The following is an 18477-nucleotide window of genomic DNA, read 5'->3' on the forward strand; positions in this document are numbered from 1 at the left end:
AATGTTTTATCGACGTTGAATGGTGAGAAGCGCCCGACCCGATCTGAGGTTGGCTTGTATTAAATCGCTGAACACCCAGGCTCGTTCTGAAACGGGCCTGGGGAGATCAGCAATGTTTGAATCAGGTTCAGGCTTTGCCGGGAATTTCCTGGTTCTTGTCAATCGGCACGCCAATCATCTGGCCGCTGAAGACCATGCTGTCGCCGACCAGCCCCTGAAAGTTGAATTCAGCGCGTTTTCCGGCACGAATCCGTGCGAGCTGCGCCATGATGACTAATCGCTGATTCGGGAAGACGGGACTGCGGAAGCGGACGTCGTTCATACCGCCGAACCCGAGAAAATCTCCGCCCAGAAGTTTGTACTTGCGTGCATAGAACCCAGCGAGCTGTGCGGAGCATTCACAGAGGATGACGCCGGGCATTAAGGGGAAACCGGGCATATGCCCCCGGACCCAGAATTCGTCTTCGCGGACATCTTTAAAGCCGACAATACCATGGTTTTCCCGGTCGACGTGTACGATTCCGGAAAGCTGTTCCATCTCAAATCGCTGCGGGTTAATTTCCCTGATCTCTTCAATTCCGAATACGGGGTTGTCAAAATCGAAGTCGATTCCACCATAAAGCAACTTGGGAGGCATGTTCTCTATTCTCCATTAGGGTCATCAATATATAAAACGGCCCTTGTTCCCTGGCAGGGGCCATTCCCTGAATGAAATGGTTTTACAAGGTGAATTATGTGAAAGCCTGAGCACTTATCTGCTGAAACAGGCCACTTTATTCGTGATCAAGCCGGGATACTAACAAAAATCGGAAACCATGTTAATCGAGGATCTCTGTTAATTGGCCTAAACTGGTGATCAATCTGTCAGGTTTTGTGTCAGAATTGCGGACTTGCGCTTTACTGGCATGCACACTGAGTGAATCACCGGCGAATAATATGGTTTTCATACCAAAGCGCCGGGCGATCGCCAGGTCGTCTTCGATGCGGGTTCCCACATGCAGAATTTCCTCAGGAGCGATGCCTGACTGTTCAAATCGTTCGAGCAGCCTCTCATAAAGAGATGCTGATGGTTTACGGACTTCTTCTCGATAGGAGAAACAGAAGCATTCCTGGGTGAAGAGCTCGGAAAGTGGCGGCAGTTTACCTTGTAAGCTTAATCCTCGCAACAGGTGAACCAGTGTGAAAGGTTGTGCATCGGCGAACAAGGCGATTTTTTTACCCCGTTTACTCAACTCTTCAAGTGTCGCTAACGCTTCGGGCATGGGTTGAATGCCTTGCAGTGAAGCATGAAAGAAGTAGGCGACTTTCAGGCTGAAGTCATCCAGGTTTCCATAGAAAGATTCGTCGAACGAGTATTCATTCTTCTGCAGTCGCGTGATGAGCTGTTTCCAGAGTTCCACGGAATTGATTTCCGGTTTTTCTCCTTTGGCAGTCCTGCTGGAAATCTGCTGGTCTTCCAGCAGGTTGCGATATTGTGAGAGCATGTATTCCCAGGGGGCACCCGGTTTGCGGGACATGCTGTTCCACATATTGAATTCTTTAATGGTTTTATCGAGGGCAATCTGCATTCTGAGTTGTTGCCCGTGATCGAACAGCAGGCAACCATCGGCAATATGGAGTAATGTGCCGTACACGCTGAATGTAACGGCCTTGATCCCGTTCAATGGTTTCAGGAAGGGAGTGGCTTTAGGGGCAACCAGTTCCGGAGCGACGGGCCAGATCAGGTCATCGCGACTGGCTAACCATTCAGCATATTCTTGGAGTGACTGCGCCATAGTGAGTGCATTACTTCCGGATTGAGTTGGCAGGAATCAGTTATCAGAAACAGGAGTCAACTTTCAGAGAGTACTGAATCGTTATGAATGGAAAAGATCCGCTGGCCTGCTGGAGCCACAACTCGTTCTGAATTGAAGATCCGGCTGACCTGGCCGGGAAAGTGTCTTGATCTTAGACGAGACATCTGTCGCAGAGCAAGCGAAAAAGGAGATTTGAGTGGCATTCCTGAGCGAGACGATTGTTTATGAGTTTTAGAAATCGATCCAACACAAACCGGAATTTCCATCGTAATAGATATGACAGGTGCAATAGTCTGAACCAGAAGCAGGCTGCTGTTGTCCTAACGATTATCCGCCCTCTCCCGGGTTGCAGGCTGGAAAAAGGCCTGAAACCTGTGTGAAAAATTCAAGTGCCTGCAGAAATTTGGTTCATATCTTAAGTGTTTCTCACAAGCGATTTAAGTGCCTGAATTATAGAGGATTACGGCCAGATATTCCGCACAGTTGATTCTTCCCTGCCAGCTAATCTGAGTGTCTCTGTCCGTACTGCACTCTCTCTTGTCAAAGAACTTAAAGTCCTCACTCCAGTTTCGTCGATGCAATTAGGGCAGACGGTTGAAACCGGAAAGACGTAAAAACCACGTCGAACCAGTCAGCAACAGTTTGACGGGTTCATTCCCTTCAAATGTCTGTAAGGGGGGAGAGGACAAGATGGATCTAGTCTGACGAACTGATCTGAATGGTATTGCGATTGTCATTCAGTCCGACCCCAAAAAGTATTACGTACCAGATCCCAAATTTCCTTAAAAATTAAAGATTGGCATTTTGAAACAGTTTCTGGAGATGCTGTCTCCTTAAACAAACCCCGACCCAAGACTACTCAGGTTACAACTTGAAACTGACTGGCCAGGATAGCCGCAAAAGTAGTAGGGGTTAAAGCAGAAGAAGAGTAACCTTTCTTCGAATAGATTTGCCAAGCATGTGATTGGAGAGCCCGCAATGAAAACGATCTTCACTACTGGCCAAGTAGCAAAGATCTGTAAGGTTGCACCCCGCACGGTTAGTAAGTGGTTCGACTCCGGCCGTCTGAGAGGATACCGGATCCCCGGTTCTCAGGACCGACGAATCCCACGTGAGCACCTTATTCGATTTCTTAAAGAACACGGTATGCCCCTGGGCGAACTGGAAGACGAAGCCATGGGCAAGTTATTGCTCGTTGGTGCAGACACCCAGGTTCGTGCAAGCCTTGACGATCTGATGGCAACTGAAGATTTCAAGATTGAATACGCCGTGAGTGGTTTTGAAGCTGGTATCCAGGCTGAATCACTGCACCCCGACTGCGTGATCGTAGATTTCGCAATGGGTCGCAATGAAGCTCTGATGATCGCTCAGAACCTGCGACGCAACAAAGACTACACAGACTCTGTTCTGATTGCCCTGTTGAGCGATGAAGACAACGCCAGCGGTTTCGACAGAACATTGTTTAACGAAACTTTCCGGAAACCATTTGACGCAGCATTACTGGCCGAACGGATTCGGACCTTGGTTGGACGTAAAAAGCAGATCGCCTAATAGACCGGGCAGGAATGCCTTAAGGTGAGCATGCCAGGGAAGCGTAGTTCTCGATATTATGGACGGTGTCGAGAGAGCGACCCACTGGACAACCAGAACAATCGCAAAGGGATTTGCTGGTTTGCGTGAACGACTAAACCCGGCTAAGAGGTCAAACTCTTGGTCGGGTTTTTTTACGCGCCGACTTTCTGCATAATAACGGGTATGAAACAACAAAAGCCTTCCCCCGACTCTCCTGTCCAACGGCGACCTGTTGCCCTGCTGTGGTACCTGTTGCTGGCAGGGCTGTCGTTTCTGCTGGTGAGTTCCCAACTGGATTGTGCAGAGGACCTGTCCTTCACGGGACCCGGGCCGGGCATGACAGTGGATGAACCCTTTAATGTCGGGCAGGGCGTATTTCTCGTGCGGGCGATACGCGTCTATGGCCTGGGGATAATAGACCCGCAGAGCCTGCGGGAAATCTTTGAGCATCCGAACTATCTGCCCGATCATCCCCCCCTGGGGCGGTTCCTGATCGGGCTGGCACATGAATCGGTGGCGGGACTGGCCGGTGAGGACAGCCGTCCGTTCGTCGTGACTTATGGCAGGTATGGATCTGCGGCCTGTTTTGCCTGCCTGGTCTTCCTGGTCGGCTGGTTTACTTTTAAGCGGTCCGGTCACCAGGGGGCACTGATTGCCGCTGGTTCACTGTTGGCGCTGCCTCGTCTGTTCGGTCACGCTCATCTGGCGGCTCTGGAAATGCCGACAGCTCTGTTTTATACGCTCGCGGTACTGGCGATCGTGCAGTGGTGGGATACAGGGCTGCCGCCTTCGAAGAAGTGTGCCTGCCTGACCGGAATCGTGCTGGGGCTGGCGCTGCTCACCAAAATACAGGCAGTGCTGATTCCGATTCCCGTGATTGTGTGGGCGGTCTGGAAATGGCGTCAGCGCGCGTTACTGCCTCTCATTTGCTGGGGCGGCGTGGGAGTATTGGTTTTCTTTGTCGGCTGGCCTTGGCTCTGGTTTGATCCGGCAGGACACCTGAGCGAGTACCTGGGCAGAACAACCGGGCGGGCGGCATTGTATGTTGAATACTTCGGAACAAAATACGCCGATCGCGATCTGCCCTGGCATTATGCCTGGGTGATGTTACTGACAACGGTTCCTGTGGGGCTGCTGATCTGCAGTGGTTTCGGGGTCACAAAGCTCTGGCGTGATTTCAAAACAGATCAGCAGAAGCGACCGTCGGGCGAACTGCTGCTTTTCCTGTCGATGTTGTGGCCTCTGATATTATTCACGCTGCCGGGCATCACCGTTTATGATGGCGTGCGGTTGTTTCTGATGGTCTTTCCGCTACTGGCGATCTTGATCGGTCTGGGGGCAAAGACTGTGATCAGCTGGTTGAACCGGCGCTTCAGTCAGAGGATCGCGATCACTGCCGTCACACTTTTGCTGCTGTCGCAGTTCACCGGTTCGATTCTATATGCTCCCTGCTGGCTCAGTTATTACAGTCTGCTGACAGGTGGCTTGAGCGGGGCAGATCAGCTTGGTATGGAAGCGACTTACTGGGGGGATTCGTTGACTGCAGATCTGTTAGGAGAAGTGGTCCAGGAAGTGCCTGGCAACAGCATTGTTCAAATTGCCCCCATTTTGCATCCGGCGTGGTTGCAGATGTTGCAGGAGACCCCGGAGATCAAACGCAAGGGGATCCAGCTGGTTCCCTTCGAGTCAGAGCGACCGGTTTCGCCTTACGTTTTGTATTTCCAGCGGAATCCTTACCTGCCTGAACTGCTGCAGCCGCAGAGTTCAGACAGGTGGACGGTGGTCAAAGAAGTCACCCGACAGCAGGTCGCGCTGGGCCGGCTGATTACGTTGAAAGCATCACGCTAACGACTATTTGTCGACTGGCAGTGCCGGATGGAAACCGGGGATTTTACAGGGAATCCGGTACAGGCCACTCCCGGCAGTGATGTAGAGCGTGGACGCGTCATCGCCGATTCCAAACGTGCAGTTGGTGGGCAGGCTCGGTGTGGGGATGTAGGCCAGCTCTTTGCCTTCCGGAGAAAACACCACGATGCCAAACCGGCTCTCAGCGCGAAAGGCGGCGTAGATGTTGCCTTTCTGGTCGACGGTCATGCCATCAATGCCGGTCTCTTTATCGCCGAAGTCAGCCAGGATATTTTTCTTTCCGAGCGAACCATCTTTTTTGATGGGGAACGCATTGAGGGTCATCCGCAGTTTGGGTTCTTGTGGTGGCTCTTTTTCCAGGCCGCTGGCACCATTGTCGGTCTCTGCGACATACAGGGTTTTTCCATCGGGTGAAACCACGACGCCATTCGGCTTTGTGATATCGCTTGTAGCGCGGTGCACGGTTTTGGTTTTAGGGTCATAACGAAAGACACTCATGTGATCGAGTTCGAGTGGTTCGTGTCCGACGTAGCGGGGATCGGTGAAATAGACCCAGCCTCCGGGATGAACGACCAGGTCATTCGGGGCATTGAATTTTTTGCCTTCGAAGGTTTCGACAATGGGTTTTACTTTTCCGTTTTTTGTGATTTGCGCCAGGCATTGTTTGCCGTTATTGGCACCACAGGCGGCGAGCATTTTGCCTTTTTTGTTGATCATCAGACCGTTACTCTGACCGCTGTCGGCACTGAAGACAGTGGTTTTGCCCGTTGAAGGATCAAAGGCCATGATCTTGCCTTTTCCGCCGGCAAAGTTGATATCACTGAAGTAAATGATGCCGTCTTTGCTGACGCAGGCACCTTCGGTGAAGCCTTTGTCGACCCAGAGTTCTTCCACTTTGGAGTCTGGTGAAACAATGGACGCGTCGCCGGAGGGGGCGGGACTCGCCGCGAAAACGATTGCGCCTGTGAATCCGGAAAAAGCGATGCCCCAAACCAGAATGTGTTGCCAGTTGATCATGGTGTGACCCTCTCTGAGGTATTGATTATGAAATGAGCGATTATCGAGTGTTTTATCCTTGTACAGGTTCTTCCGTTGTTTCAGTCGTTTTTGAATTATGGTTATTGCGCACCAGCCAGAGTGACGGGACCGCGAGGATGGCGCCGGCTGTGGGACCGACGAGATACAGCCACAGGGACTGCAGGTTGTTACTGACCAGCGCCGGTGCCAGTGAGCGGGCTGGATTCATGGACGCGCCGCAGATGGGGCCGGCAAACATCGCCTCCAGCGCGATGACGGCACCAATGGCGACACCAGCCAGGATGCCGGTCTCTTTGGCGCCGGTACTCACACAGAGCACGACAAACATCAGCATCCACGTCAGCACCCCTTCCAGAATCAGGGACTGCAGATCCGAACCGGCGGGACGCGTCATGCCGTAATTATCGAGGCCGGGGAAGATGACTCTTAACAGCAGGCAGGCGGCAAGGGCACCAATCACCTGGCAGACGATGTAAGGCAGAACCTGTTTCCCGGGAAAGCGACCGCCGACCCAGAAGGCAATCGTGACAGCCGGGTTGATATGTGCGCCGGAGATTTCTCCAATCGCGTAAATGATGGCTGTGACAACCAGTCCGAACACCAGCGCAATGCCGACGTGCGTCACGGTTCCGTTTGAGACCTGATTCGTGACGATCGCACCTGCTCCCGAGAACAGCAGGATGAACGTGCCGAAGATTTCCGCATAATATTTTTGCATCAGTTGTCAGTTCCAGGGTGCGAGTGCGAAAGTTTAGTCGTTTTCAGGACGCGCTGGATTTAACCAGTGTCCCGAGGGATCGGCGCCAGAGACAATCACGCCTTTGGCATTCCAGTCCATGCCGGCCCGGACGTCGGCAGCACAGTATCTAAGGGTCAGGCCACAACGCCTGCGATCCGACTGGTTGGCTTCCGAGCCATGCAGCAACAGATCGGAGTGAATCGAAATTTCGCCGGCCTGCAGCGTGTCATCAACGGGAGTGCCGTACTGCTCTGCGTTTTCGATGGTCTGGTTGAGTACGTTGTCTTCATGCGAACCACTGGGGCGATAGGTCATGTGGCCGTGGTGATGACTGCCGGCGATGAAACGCATGTTGGCATTTTCCGGGTCGGCATCATCAATGGCCAGCCAGACCGTGACGGCTTTGGAAGGGGAGAGCGGCCAGTAGCTGGCATCCTGGTGCCAGGCCACCGATTTCCCATCCTGGGGCATTTTACAGAAAAAGTGAGATCCCCAGGCGATGACATTTTCCCCCAGCAGGTCTTTGACATATGCGACGATTTGGGGGTGCGTCAGCAGGTCGTAGACTTTGCCATATTTCATGTGTGCGGTGCTGATGGAATAACTGTCACCGCCGGCGGCAATCACGGATTCCAGCAGACGGTCGAAGTACTCCCGATTTTCCTGAACTTCCTGTTCGTTGAAGACAGGCAGGCTGCGCAGGTAACCATCCTGGTTGAACTGTTCAATCTGGCTGGATGTGAGTACTTGGGGATCAGTGGTTGTAGAAGGGTAGAATTTCAGGTCGCGTTCGATCTGTGATAATTCGTCTTCAAGCGGAACAGCCTTGAATTCTTTCGATTCAGCCATGAGGTATCTCTATCTGTTCAGAAATAAGAGTGAATCAGCCAAAAGCTGGATGCAGGACACGGAACCCCGGCGGGGGAATCGTTCTCTATTGTAAATAGGGACAGGTCCCGGAACAACTTAGAAGTGGTTGTTCTGTACGAAAGCAGGTATTGTGCGGGAAGAGCGTGATGCGATCTGAATGCCTGATTCAGGAAGTGCTCGTTGTTTTATCCGGCTTGGCTTTGGTTTTCGACGTGTTCGCTGGTGCTGTTGAAGTCGATTTACGGCTGGCGGCACTGGCGGCGAGCCCTTCTGCAGAGATGAGGTGTACCAGGTCCTGGGCGGACTGATCCATTTCCATGACGAGCCCATCAACGCGGCCGGCCAGGTACATATACATGATCAGCGAGGGGATGGCGATGCCGAGCCCCAGCGCGGTGGTCAACAACGCCAGCGCGATACCGCCGGCGAGTTCTTCGGCTTTGCCCATGGCACTGCTGTTGGCGATATCGTTGAAGGCCAGGATCATACCGATGACGGTTCCCAAAAGACCCATCAGCGGGGCGACCGTTGCGACACCATTGATGACACGCAGATGTTTGCGCAGTTGAGAGAGCTGTCGTTCGCCGCCATCGATGATGGCCTGTTCGACTTCGACGCTGGGTTTCCCCCACTTGCGAATGCCGTGCGCAAAAACCGAGGCGATCGGACTGGGGTTTTCGTCACACAGTTTCAACGCAGACCGGGAATTGAGTTTACCGTCTTTAAGCAGTTTCAGAAACCGCGTGACGAAATGCCGGGGGATCACACGACCGGACCTGAGGATCACCAGTCGTTCAATGATGAACCACATGGAGATAATGGAAGCAATCACAAAGGGCAGCAGAAAGTATTTCAGCTCTTCGATGATTTCCTGGGGGGTGAAAGGAATCTTGGTTCCCCGTTCCATCTGCTCTAAGGCTTCCGGGAGGGGGCCGTTGGGATCTTTGACTTCGACCAGCTCTCCATTCACCGATTCCACAACCTTAGGCAGCCGTTCCTGCGCGGGACTGCTGTCGGGAGTCAGTATCAGCCAGAGTCCACAGATGACAAGCAACTTTACCAGGAACCGGAGTTGCGTACCGCGCTGTAGGTCGGCAGAGGAACCTGTTGAGTATTGCTGGTTACTGTTTAATTTGATCATGAGTACTGCGTGTCATTCTCGTGTATCTGTTAATGAGCAACAGGTGATCTGTCGAACTTGCTGGAAGCTGATCAGCGAATTGAGAAGCTCTGTTGCCCTGGAAATTCTGAGCATCCATGGCGGACTGAGCTCAGGATGGAGTCTAGTTTACGTCAGACGGAGATTCCCGTCGAGTCTGGAATGGCAATTCCGCGCTGTCCGGGACAGGCTGTGAAGTATGGAGATCAAGTCAGCCGATTAATTTTTGCTGATCCGGGCTGTAACCGCTTTCAGTCGTTCTTTAGCCTGGGGGACCAGTTCGTGCTCCGGAAAACGCTTCAAATAATCTTGATATGTTTTCTGGGCTTGAGGCCATTCGTTCAGGGCTTCGTGGCACATGGCCGCCTGATACAGCGCGGGGGCCTGCCATTCGGGGAATTTATACTGGATGTCCACCTGCAGATAGGCCAGCAGGGCTTCCTTGAATTTTTCCTGGATCATCAGGGTTTCTGCCAGCAGGAACTGGCATTTGGCGGCTGTGGCTGTACGTCGACCGTGTTCAGAGTCGATGATCTGCTGGAAGACCTTGCGGGCTTCGTCAAATTTGGCCTGGTTCTTCAGGCTTCTGCCCAGAACTTCTTCTGCCTGGTACAGAAACGGACTGTCCGGGTCCCAGGTGCGGAAGCGGTCGACAGTTTCTGCGACTTCTTTGTATTTTTTCTGGCGAAAGTACGTTTCCGCCAACAGTACCCAGACGCGGGGGTACCAGGGTTCCTGGCTGAGTGTTTCCAATCTGTCTTTTGCCGCCAGTTTTAATAATGCTGCCTGTGCGATCTCCACCTGATTCTGATACAGGGCGGCTTCGGCTTCATGGAACTGGGCAAACGCCGCGTATTCATTTTCAGGAAAGCGTTTCAGTAACTCTTTCGAGAATTTGTCGACCAGTTCCCATTTCTGGAGTTCGAGGTTGATTTCGATGAGGCGATACAGGGAGACCTGTTGTACTTTTTTATCTGATTTGGGGTCGCTCTGCAGTTCAGTGAATGCTTTGGCGGCGGGTTCCAGTTTCCCGGCGATCAGATCGCTTTCTGCGAGACTCAGACGGGCATTATCGGCCAGTTCACTGTCGGGTGTTTCTGTTATCAGTCTGCGAAAGATTTCGTCCGACTTCGCAAACTGTTCTGCTTCGTAATTGATCAGCGCCCATTCGTCCAGAATCTTATCAAGATTGTCGACCTTGGGGAATTTCTGCAGGAGCGCTTCATAAGCCAGGTTGACCTCATCAATTTTTTTCAGTTGAAACAACGTGCGAGCGGCCTGCAGTCCCGAAAGCATAGCGTAACGGGAAGGGGCGAACTGCTGAAGTACTTTCTGGTAGACGTCGACGGCAGCATCGAGCTGTTTATTGTTTTCCAGGCTGCGTCCCTGCATATAGGCGGCTTCAGCAGTGAGCGGACTTTCCGGGAATTTCTGGACGAACTGCTGGAAGTGTTCCGCCGCGGCTGCATTTTCTGCGAGTTGAAATTCACTCCAGGCTAACCCGGACAGACCGGCAGGAAATTCGGGTGACTCCGAACCGAGTTTCACGATCTCGTTAAAAAATGTTTTGGCGCGTGCCCACTGTTTCTGTTCATAATTGCGTTCCGCCAGCTGGCGATAGGTCTGGAGCAGGAGATCCCCTGCGGGTTTGCGGTCCTGCAACTGTTTGAGATATTGATCGACTTCCTGCTGCTTGTTGTTTTTGGAAGTGAGGATGATCAGGTTCGCCAGGATCTGATTGAAGCGGACTTCGTTGGGGAACTGCTTCAGATACTCTTTCGAGAGGGACTCGGCTTCGGCATATTTCTGTTGAGAATTAAAGTTGTTGCTCTGTAGTACCAGGGCGTCTGCATATTCGCTGGATGTTTTGACCGCTTTGGGGTCTTTGAGATAGGGGTCCAGAACCTCGATGGATTTGTCGTACTGTTTGAGTTTCTGGTAAGTGCGTGCCAGGTAGAGCCGTGCGAGTAGTTGTGTGTTCTCCAGCTTGGACTCATTGAGCACGTTCTGAAAATGAGTCGCCGCTGTCGCCAGGTCTTCGGGTTTGCCTTTCGCATCCAGGATACGCCCTTTGAGCAGTTCCTGATGCAGACGTAATCCACTCTGGGGAAATGTTTTTTCAAACTGGGCGGAAAGCTGTTCGGCTTCTGCCAGTTCGTCTGTCAGCAATGCTGCTTCAATGGCAAAATGCAGGCTGTCGTCTGCCAGTTCACTCTTGGGAAACTGTTTGACGACTTCCAGGAACAATGCCTTGGCTGCGGCGGGTTTACCGGAACGTAGCAGGGCGTCGGCCAGCTGATAGGTGGTTGACTCTTTCTGTTGGGGACTGGGTTTTGATTTGAGTGCCAGTTCAAACGCAGTGATGGCAGCGGGCAGCTGTTGTTCGCCTTTGAGACTGACTCCCTTCCAGTATAATGCGTTCGCTGCATGCTTGGGGTCTTTGGTGACCAGGTCAAACTGCTGGATCGCTTTGGCATATTGCTTGAGATCGTAATAGGCGTAGCCAGCATTGAGTCGAGCTGTGATTCCCAGTGGGCTTTCGGGAAATTTCTCAGGAAGTTCCAGGAAGGCATCGGCGGCGGACTGATATTGTCCGCGGTCGAACAGGGAAGTCGCGAGTGACATCTGGGCGTCGCTGCCGCGTGAGTGATTTTTCTGGCCGGCGATTGCTTTGAATCGTTTTTCCGCTTCGTCACTCTGCTTGTTGCGGAGGTAGGAAGAGGCCAGTCCAAACTGTGCGTCTTCGGCCATCGCTCCTTTGGGGTGACGTTCGAGAGATCGCTGAAAACTTTTAATCGCCAGGTCCGCTTTGCCGCGACGCAGCAGGACATCACCAAAGTAGGGATAAGCCCATTCTTCCAGCGCATGATTGGGATAGAGCTTGAGGAATTCCGTAAACTCTTTTTCGGCGGCGTCCAGATCGTCGAGCAGATAACTGCATTCGGCAATTCGGTAGAGGGCATCAGGCAGGTTATTGTTTTGCGGATGTTGTTTGACGAACTCCCTGAGGATCGTCCGGGCTTCCTGGTATTTCTGTTGATTGACGAGTGTCAGGCCCAGGTAAAATTTCGCCAGGGGAACGCTGGCATCCGTGGGGTAATCCTTCAGGTACTTCTGAAACCTTTCGGTAGCGAGTTCCCAGCGATTCTGTTTGTACAGGCCGATGGCCAGCTGGAATTCATCAGAGGCTTTATCGGCGTGTACCAATGGGAGCGGCAGGAGCGACAGCAGAAGCAGGATCAGGCAGAATCGAGGCGCACGTTGATTGAAGTTGAGTGAGTTCCGGGTACGAGAATTCATCATATTAATAGTCGTCAGTTTATTTTAAATGGGAAATTGAACACTTGCCCCCATTATCGTGGGTTTTCGGGCAGAGGCAAGCGGCGTTCGGCAAAACTGCAGTGGTCCGCATGAAAAGTCGGCTGTTTTGAGGGTGAATGTGCCGTTCCGCAATCAATATAAACAGCAGGCCAGCAGGAGGTTGGAGTGACCTGCTGGCCCGGATGTGCGCCTGTGAATGTGATGTGCGGCTTAACTGCCTTGAAAATGCTGGTCGGCGAAGTTCAGGTACTGCTGCCAGTCGAAATCAGTCACATCGTGTTTGCCGGTGCGGATGTGATAACCCATCTGTTTCTGCACAGGTTTGTTGACGCCTGGCATGTCCTCTGCGCCGAAGCCGGTTGTTCCCAGCAGTTTGTAAACCGGTTCCGCATATTTCACCGAGAGGAATTCCCCCTTCGGGTCGGCCCATTGGTCGTCCTCGGCACTGGCGACATACACGGGCCGCGGCGCGATTAAAGAGATCAGCATGTGTTGATCGACGGGCAGATCGTTTTCCTTGTCGATATATTTATTGAAATTATCACAGAACCAGTGCGGGAAGGCGTTGTTGATGACGTGCAGTGTTTCACCAAAGCGACGTCGACTGAGAGCCGCTCCGCCACAACCCGAGTCGTTCGAAATGACGAGGGCAAAACGCGGGTCCGTTGCGCCTGCCCAGAGGGACGTTTTCCCCAGCCGGGAGTGACCGATCACCGCGACTTTGCTGGCGTCGATCTGCTTGTCGGTTTCGAGGTAGTCCAGGGCACAGCTCAAGCCCCAGGCCCAGGCAGAGATCGTGCCCCATTCATCGGGCGCGGGTTTCTGTTTGGAATTAAATAGCGCGTGAACGCCGTTCTTGAAACCATCGTCGTAATCGGGATCAATGTCGCCACAGTAGATGGCGACCAGTCCGTAACCACGATCAATGATGGTTTCAATGGGCCAGCGTGACGAAGATTTGCCCCGCGAGTCTTCAGTCGCTTTGTGATCGACAATGCCTTTTTCTTTGCTGGCCCGCATCCAGTTGCCGTTGATTTGGACGTCTGTTTCATCGGTGATAGTGTGATTGCCGTAAAAGTTGAGGCCCATAAAGACGGGAACCGGTTTGGTGGCTTTGGCCGGCAGATAGATCAAGAGGTCCATCCGCGGCCCTGCTTTTTTGCCGGAGAAATAGACCGAGACTTCTTTGCGAATCGCTTTGCCGCCCAGGGCATCGTTTTTTACCGATGTCACTTCGAACAACATGTTCTCGGGGCGTGCAGGACTTTTGCCGTAGACTTCGGTCTCGAACAGTTCCAGAATTTCCGGGCGGCGGACTTTGTTCCATTCCTCGGCGGAATCCACTTTTTTGCCAGCTTGTGTGACGAGCGGATCGGGGAGTTTGAATTCCGGGACCTGGCTCTCATCGTAATTGGGTTTGGGGCGTTGTGCGTGTGCAGCGGGAGTCAGCAGCAGTGTAAGGCTGAGCAGGAACAACAGACGTTTCATGGTGAGACGGACCTTTATGTTCTGGTGGGATTAATCGTGTGAATTCCAATGTTACTATTCTCAATCGTGGCCGTTTTCGCAACGATAGGCAATATGAAACTGTGGTTGGATGATGAAAGATACAAAATATTATGAACCACGAAAGACACGAAAAGCACGAAAAATTCTGTACTCGGTTTATGTGAGAGGGTAAGATCGACCGCGGTATGCATTGAAAGTGGTCAGCAGTTCATGGGGGGTGAACAGGATGAATGCAGAAAAACGAGAACAGTTACTGCTGAAGCTTCCCTTTGATCTAGAGGCGGCTGTTTCAGCTCAGGAAGCATGGGCACGGCGATGTCGCGTTCCACTGCGCATGACAGATTCCCTGGGAGTGGAATCTATTTTAGTTCCGCCGGGCGAATTTCGATGTGGCGCAACTAAAGAGGTTAACCAGGAATTAGAACGTCAGGGGTTTTCAAAAATCGATGAGCCGATTTTTGATTGTATTTTGACGAAGCCCATGTATGTCGGGATCCATCGCATTACCCAGAACCAGTATTGGAAATTGATGGGGATCAATCCGAGTGCTTATGCCGCATCAGGGTATCTGGCTTCGCATGTTGAGGGGCTTGATACGTGGCAGTTTCCGGTTGAAGGTGTCAGCTGGTATGATTGCATCGAGGCGTGTAACAATATGAGCGAACGCGAAGGGCTGCCTGCCTACTATCGATTTGGCGAATTCATGTTACGTGAATCGAGTGGGGCTATTTCTGATGCTGAAGTGGAAATCATCGGAGGCACAGGCTACCGATTACTGACCAGTGCAGAATGGGAATGGGTGGCCCGGGCGGGAACATCGACAGTTTATTTCTATGGAAATGAAGAGCGTCGGCCCGACTGGAAAGTCGATATAGGGCGTCCCTGGCCGGTAGGAGTTGAGGCAGCGAATAATTTCGGCATCTATGACCTGGATATGTTTCGCAACGAGTGGGTATTTGATGCTTATTCTTATGAAGATCAAGTTGAAGGGCCATTGATAGATCCTGTCGATTTAGAAAACGAGGATAACGAGCGGGTAGCGCGCGGGCATGACAGTTTTCATCGAAGTATGGAAATCGCTGGGGCTGCTGAATCACGCAACTTTCGGTTCTGCCGGACGATTGAAGTGGAGGCGGTACGACGCGATGACTGAGGGGAATAAGCTTTGTCTGGTTGAACTATGAAATACTCGAAAGACGCGAAAATTTCTATTTGAGCAGATCATTTTAACCCGAGGTTGTCGCGAGACAACAGGAGGTTGCGGAGTTCGCGTTCTGTTGTGGTTGCGCGAATCTCACTTCCTGAAGCGATAGAGGTTGGTGGCTTTACTCTGAACGGACCGATTTCACTGGGACCTCCTGTTCGCTGTGCTCACCCCGGATTGCATCCGGGGTTACCCACTTTTTCTTTCACGTTAGCCGCGGTTCGGACATATCTCGGTAAAAGAACCGGAGCTATAACGCTCTGCGGCTAATCTGAGATTTTCTAGAGTGAATAGTGATATCACCTTTTAATCTTTCAGTGGTTCGGGATATTCATCTACGGGAGTGGGGCACCTCTTTTATAATGTGATGTGAAACGGGTAGGGGACATTGGCGCCAGCACTGTGAGCAAGCCAACTGAGGCACCCGGTGATTGATATTGCTACCACGAAAAGCACGAAATGACACGAAAGGGGAGGAGTGATGGTTGGGGTTTTGGAATCGGGTTTCATTTCATGTTCGAGGAAAATCTTAGGGAAGGGCGTGGGGAGGTCAAGGGAGATGAACGATCTAATGTGGCGATATCTGTCGATACGGGCACGATATCTGGCGGTGCTGAGGTGGTGCCGGGACGAAGGGCTGCGAAGTGCGGCGACCCGCAGGCATACTTTCGGAACTGGTGCTGATGTGGCAAGTGAATATCTGGAAAAATCAGGCTGTTTTGCAGTGAAGAACGCGAACAAGTGGTGCGTGTTTCAGTGCACTGTAAACTGGGCACGCGCGCGACACAGTTTAGCGTTTATCGCTCGTGGCGCGCAGCGGTCAAGTTCATTTTATGCAGCGGGAGTGCGGGAATGTGCAGCAGCAGGTGGGGGAAGTTCAGTCCTGCAGGCGAATGCTGACGCTGGTGGAAGCGGGAACGCGGACAGGTCAAGGATCGCAGGTAAGATCAGCCGCGGTTCCTGCAGATCCGAATATTTCAAAAGATGTGAATCAGGCTGTTACTCGCCGAAGTGTTGTTTGAGGAAGTCGAGGCTTTTGTTGTTGGACCAGCGGTGGCCACCCTGAAAGAAGTCGGCGTCGATGTTTTCTTCGGCATCCAGAACCTGGTAGACCTGTTGCAGCTTTTCATATCCCTCGCGGGCGGCTGCGATGGGGAAGATTTTGTCGTCGATGCCGTTGATGAGCAGGACCGGGCGGGGGGCGTGCAAAGCGACGACGTCGGACATTTCGCCGAACCGCATCATCTCGGGCATGCACTGGCAGAGGCAATGTGGCATTGAATAATAGGAGGCACGGTAGGTTGAAAAGGCACCAGCGATCATGGTGAGTTTGACACGCTCGTCGAGGATGGGCAGATACATGGCGGTCGCGCCGCCACCTGACAAGCCGGCGGCAGCGATGCGGTCCGGGTCGACCTGGTCCTGGGTCTGCAGGAAGTCGATGACGCGCATGGCGTCCCAGCTGCGCTGGCCCTGGGGGGTACTGCCGATGAGGAGGGCGTTCATGGTCATCTGCAGGCAACTGCGTTTGGTGTGCGAGACGCCGCGATCCTGGTCGCCGGCGGTTTCGTTCCAGCCCCGCATGACGATGGCGGCGGTGATGTAGCCGTGCTTCGCGAAGTAGACGGCGTAATCGAGTTCGCTCTGACGGGTCTTTTCTTTGTCGGCCTTGGTTTTGCCTTCATCGATGTAGGGGATGATGCCGCTGTGTCCGTGCATGCAGACAATCGCGGGGACTTTTTTCTTTAACTGGTGAGGGACGAAATAATAGACGGGAGCCCAATAGGCGGCTTCGGTGCGGATAAAAACTTTGTGGCGGGTGAAGGTATCGAACTCTTTCTTTTCGGCCCACTTGACTTCCAGGGGGACCGGTTCAGGCATTTTGCCCAGGATGCGGGTGACGGTCGGATGAAACTGTTTTCGCCAGGCTTCGTGCTCGGCTTGGTTGGTGGCCTGCCAGGCCTGCAGCGGTTCCATTGTGTCGGCAAGCTGTTGATAGCTCTCGGTGACGGTGAATGGTTTCTCGGCGGGATCACGATCTGCTGCGTTTGTCGGGGTGAGGAAGAGGCAGGAGAGCAGGGCGGTGAGCAGGCTGCGGGTGAGAGCAGTGAAATTGTGCATGAGGATTGGCCGTCATTCAAGAACAGGAGTGTGAGTGATGGATTGTGTTATTCTATTACAGGCGAAACTCGAAGGAAGATCAAGGGGGAGAATGTGAGCGAGACTGATCTGGGACTTTTATGAACCACGAAAAACACGAAAGTTATGTGTACGCAGTTGATGTCAGGGAATAAGATGAAGGGAGTTGGCATTCTCTGTTTTTAAGTATTGATCCTGCGTGAAGCACCGGTAGCTGAAATGATCTCATCCGACAAAAGATCAAGGTTCAGGGAAAAGATACTCATTCTCGGGAATACGATGGCGATTCTGTTGATTTTGGGAATCTTCTATTTCCTCTGTATCCATGGTTTCCTGTTTGCGAATGCGGCCAATACGGAGCTGCTGGCGATCTATGAGGTCGCTGAAGTGGGAGGCTCTTTACATGATCTGGATGAGAAAGTCGCGACATTGCCTCAATCGTGGATTACGGCTTCTCCATCTCAGGATTCAAGAATCTTTTCGGCCCCATTGCAATTTGGTGCTTCAGAATGGATCCTGAGAATCAAGGCTGAAGACGGTCTGATTACGTGTGTCAGAATTCATACGTCGGACTCGATTCGCTATCATCCGCAGGCAGCACCTCCTGACAAGGGAAGTTGTTCATTAGAGTCATATTGAAGTCTTTGTCCGTTAGCCACCGGACAGAGACTGGACAGCTTTGTCTGAGTGGCGAGGGAAACGGGCGGGAAAACACATTTATTTACCGGTATCTCGTAATTCTTGTATATAATCGTTAATATAAGTTTCCGTCACTGAATATTAACTCGCCGGCGCTGTGGGGCGCCTTGGATATAACGACATGAAAAATCTGTCCCAAGCAGAAGAGATTGATGAAATCCGTACGCTGGTTCGCAAGAGCGGCTTACGGAGTACGGCTGCCCGGATCACGGTGATCCAGTTTTTGCGGCAGGCGACTTCACCTCTGACGCATGCTGAGATTGCCGAAGAGCTGACGCCGATGGGCTTCGATAAAGCCACCGTGTACCGCAACCTGATCGATCTGGCGGAAGCGGGACTGGTCAAGCGAACCGAACTGGGGGATCATGCCTGGCGGTTCGAACTGCGGAACCCCGATGAACCGGAAGACGCCGAGCATCCGCATTTTGTCTGCACCGAATGTGGCAGTGTTTCCTGCCTGCACGATGTCGAATTCAAGACACCGAAAAACAAGCAGTGGGCAGCGGTGGGCAAGGTGACCGAAATTTTACTCAAAGGCATCTGCAGCGAATGCGACGAAGAATAA

General features: G+C 52.4%; 14 protein-coding genes. 5 read left to right on the forward strand and 9 right to left on the reverse strand.

Features of this window, described 5'->3' with window-relative positions; genetic code table 11:
• Positions 1-127 precede the first annotated feature (127 nt).
• On the reverse strand, positions 128-637 hold the full coding sequence (locus tag GmarT_RS01560; RefSeq protein WP_002646822.1) for a 3-hydroxyacyl-ACP dehydratase FabZ family protein: 510 nt from the start codon (positions 635-637) through the stop codon (positions 128-130).
• A gap of 181 nt (positions 638-818) precedes the next feature.
• The gene (locus GmarT_RS01565) at positions 819-1775 is read right to left on the reverse strand and encodes an HAD family hydrolase (protein WP_002646821.1); all 957 of its coding nucleotides are present in this window, start codon (positions 1773-1775) and stop codon (positions 819-821) included.
• A gap of 999 nt (positions 1776-2774) precedes the next feature.
• On the opposite strand from GmarT_RS01565, the gene GmarT_RS01570 reads away from it, so the two are divergent.
• Together GmarT_RS01570 and GmarT_RS01575 are read left to right on the forward strand one after the other, a co-directional pair.
• A complete protein-coding gene (locus GmarT_RS01570; RefSeq protein ID WP_044238118.1) occupies positions 2775-3347 on the forward strand; it encodes a helix-turn-helix domain-containing protein in 573 nt (190 codons plus the stop codon).
• 204 nt (positions 3348-3551) lie between these two features.
• Positions 3552-5216: an ArnT family glycosyltransferase gene (locus GmarT_RS01575; RefSeq protein WP_002646819.1), complete on the forward strand. Its 1665-nt coding sequence runs from the start codon at positions 3552-3554 to the stop codon at positions 5214-5216.
• 3 nt (positions 5217-5219) lie between these two features.
• On the opposite strand, the gene GmarT_RS01580 is transcribed toward GmarT_RS01575, so the two are convergent.
• The 6 genes from GmarT_RS01580 to GmarT_RS01605 all read right to left on the reverse strand — a co-directional run bounded on the left by GmarT_RS01580 (position 5220) and on the right by GmarT_RS01605 (position 13849).
• Positions 5220-6251 carry an SMP-30/gluconolactonase/LRE family protein gene (locus tag GmarT_RS01580; RefSeq protein WP_002646818.1) on the reverse strand — a complete coding sequence of 344 codons (1032 nt, stop codon included), beginning with the start codon at positions 6249-6251 and terminating at the stop codon, positions 5220-5222.
• Between the two features lie 52 nt (positions 6252-6303).
• A complete protein-coding gene (locus tag GmarT_RS01585; RefSeq protein ID WP_002646817.1) occupies positions 6304-6990 on the reverse strand; it encodes an MIP/aquaporin family protein in 687 nt (228 codons plus the stop codon).
• 33 nt (positions 6991-7023) lie between these two features.
• Positions 7024-7860: a phytanoyl-CoA dioxygenase family protein gene (locus GmarT_RS01590; RefSeq protein ID WP_002646816.1), complete on the reverse strand. Its 837-nt coding sequence runs from the start codon at positions 7858-7860 to the stop codon at positions 7024-7026.
• A 187-nt stretch (positions 7861-8047) separates the two neighbouring features.
• The gene (locus GmarT_RS01595) at positions 8048-9022 is read right to left on the reverse strand and encodes a MotA/TolQ/ExbB proton channel family protein (protein WP_002646815.1); all 975 of its coding nucleotides are present in this window, start codon (positions 9020-9022) and stop codon (positions 8048-8050) included.
• Positions 9023-9259: 237 nt separating this feature from the next.
• The gene (locus GmarT_RS01600; RefSeq protein ID WP_002646814.1) at positions 9260-12343 is read right to left on the reverse strand and encodes a tetratricopeptide repeat protein; all 3084 of its coding nucleotides are present in this window, start codon (positions 12341-12343) and stop codon (positions 9260-9262) included.
• 228 nt (positions 12344-12571) lie between these two features.
• Positions 12572-13849 carry a glucuronyl esterase domain-containing protein gene (locus GmarT_RS01605; RefSeq protein WP_002646813.1) on the reverse strand — a complete coding sequence of 426 codons (1278 nt, stop codon included), beginning with the start codon at positions 13847-13849 and terminating at the stop codon, positions 12572-12574.
• A 247-nt stretch (positions 13850-14096) separates the two neighbouring features.
• Here GmarT_RS01605 and GmarT_RS01610 point away from each other — a divergent pair, with 247 nt between their 5' ends.
• Positions 14097-15023, forward strand: coding sequence for a formylglycine-generating enzyme family protein (locus tag GmarT_RS01610; RefSeq protein WP_002646812.1), 927 nt, complete (start codon positions 14097-14099; stop codon positions 15021-15023).
• Between the two features lie 1050 nt (positions 15024-16073).
• On the opposite strand, the gene GmarT_RS01615 is transcribed toward GmarT_RS01610, so the two are convergent.
• Complete coding sequence (locus GmarT_RS01615) at positions 16074-17195, reverse strand: alpha/beta hydrolase family protein (RefSeq protein WP_002646810.1); 1122 nt, start codon at positions 17193-17195, stop codon at positions 16074-16076.
• Between the two features lie 297 nt (positions 17196-17492).
• On the opposite strand from GmarT_RS01615, the gene GmarT_RS01620 reads away from it, so the two are divergent.
• A complete protein-coding gene (locus GmarT_RS01620) occupies positions 17493-17852 on the forward strand; it encodes a hypothetical protein (RefSeq protein ID WP_002646809.1) in 360 nt (119 codons plus the stop codon).
• 181 nt (positions 17853-18033) lie between these two features.
• Positions 18034-18477 (forward strand): Fur family transcriptional regulator, encoded by a 444-nt coding sequence (locus GmarT_RS01625; protein WP_002646808.1) that lies wholly within the window; start codon positions 18034-18036, stop codon positions 18475-18477.

Origin of the sequence: Gimesia maris (genome assembly GCF_008298035.1) — a bacterium.
GTDB lineage: Bacteria > Planctomycetota > Planctomycetia > Planctomycetales > Planctomycetaceae > Gimesia > Gimesia maris.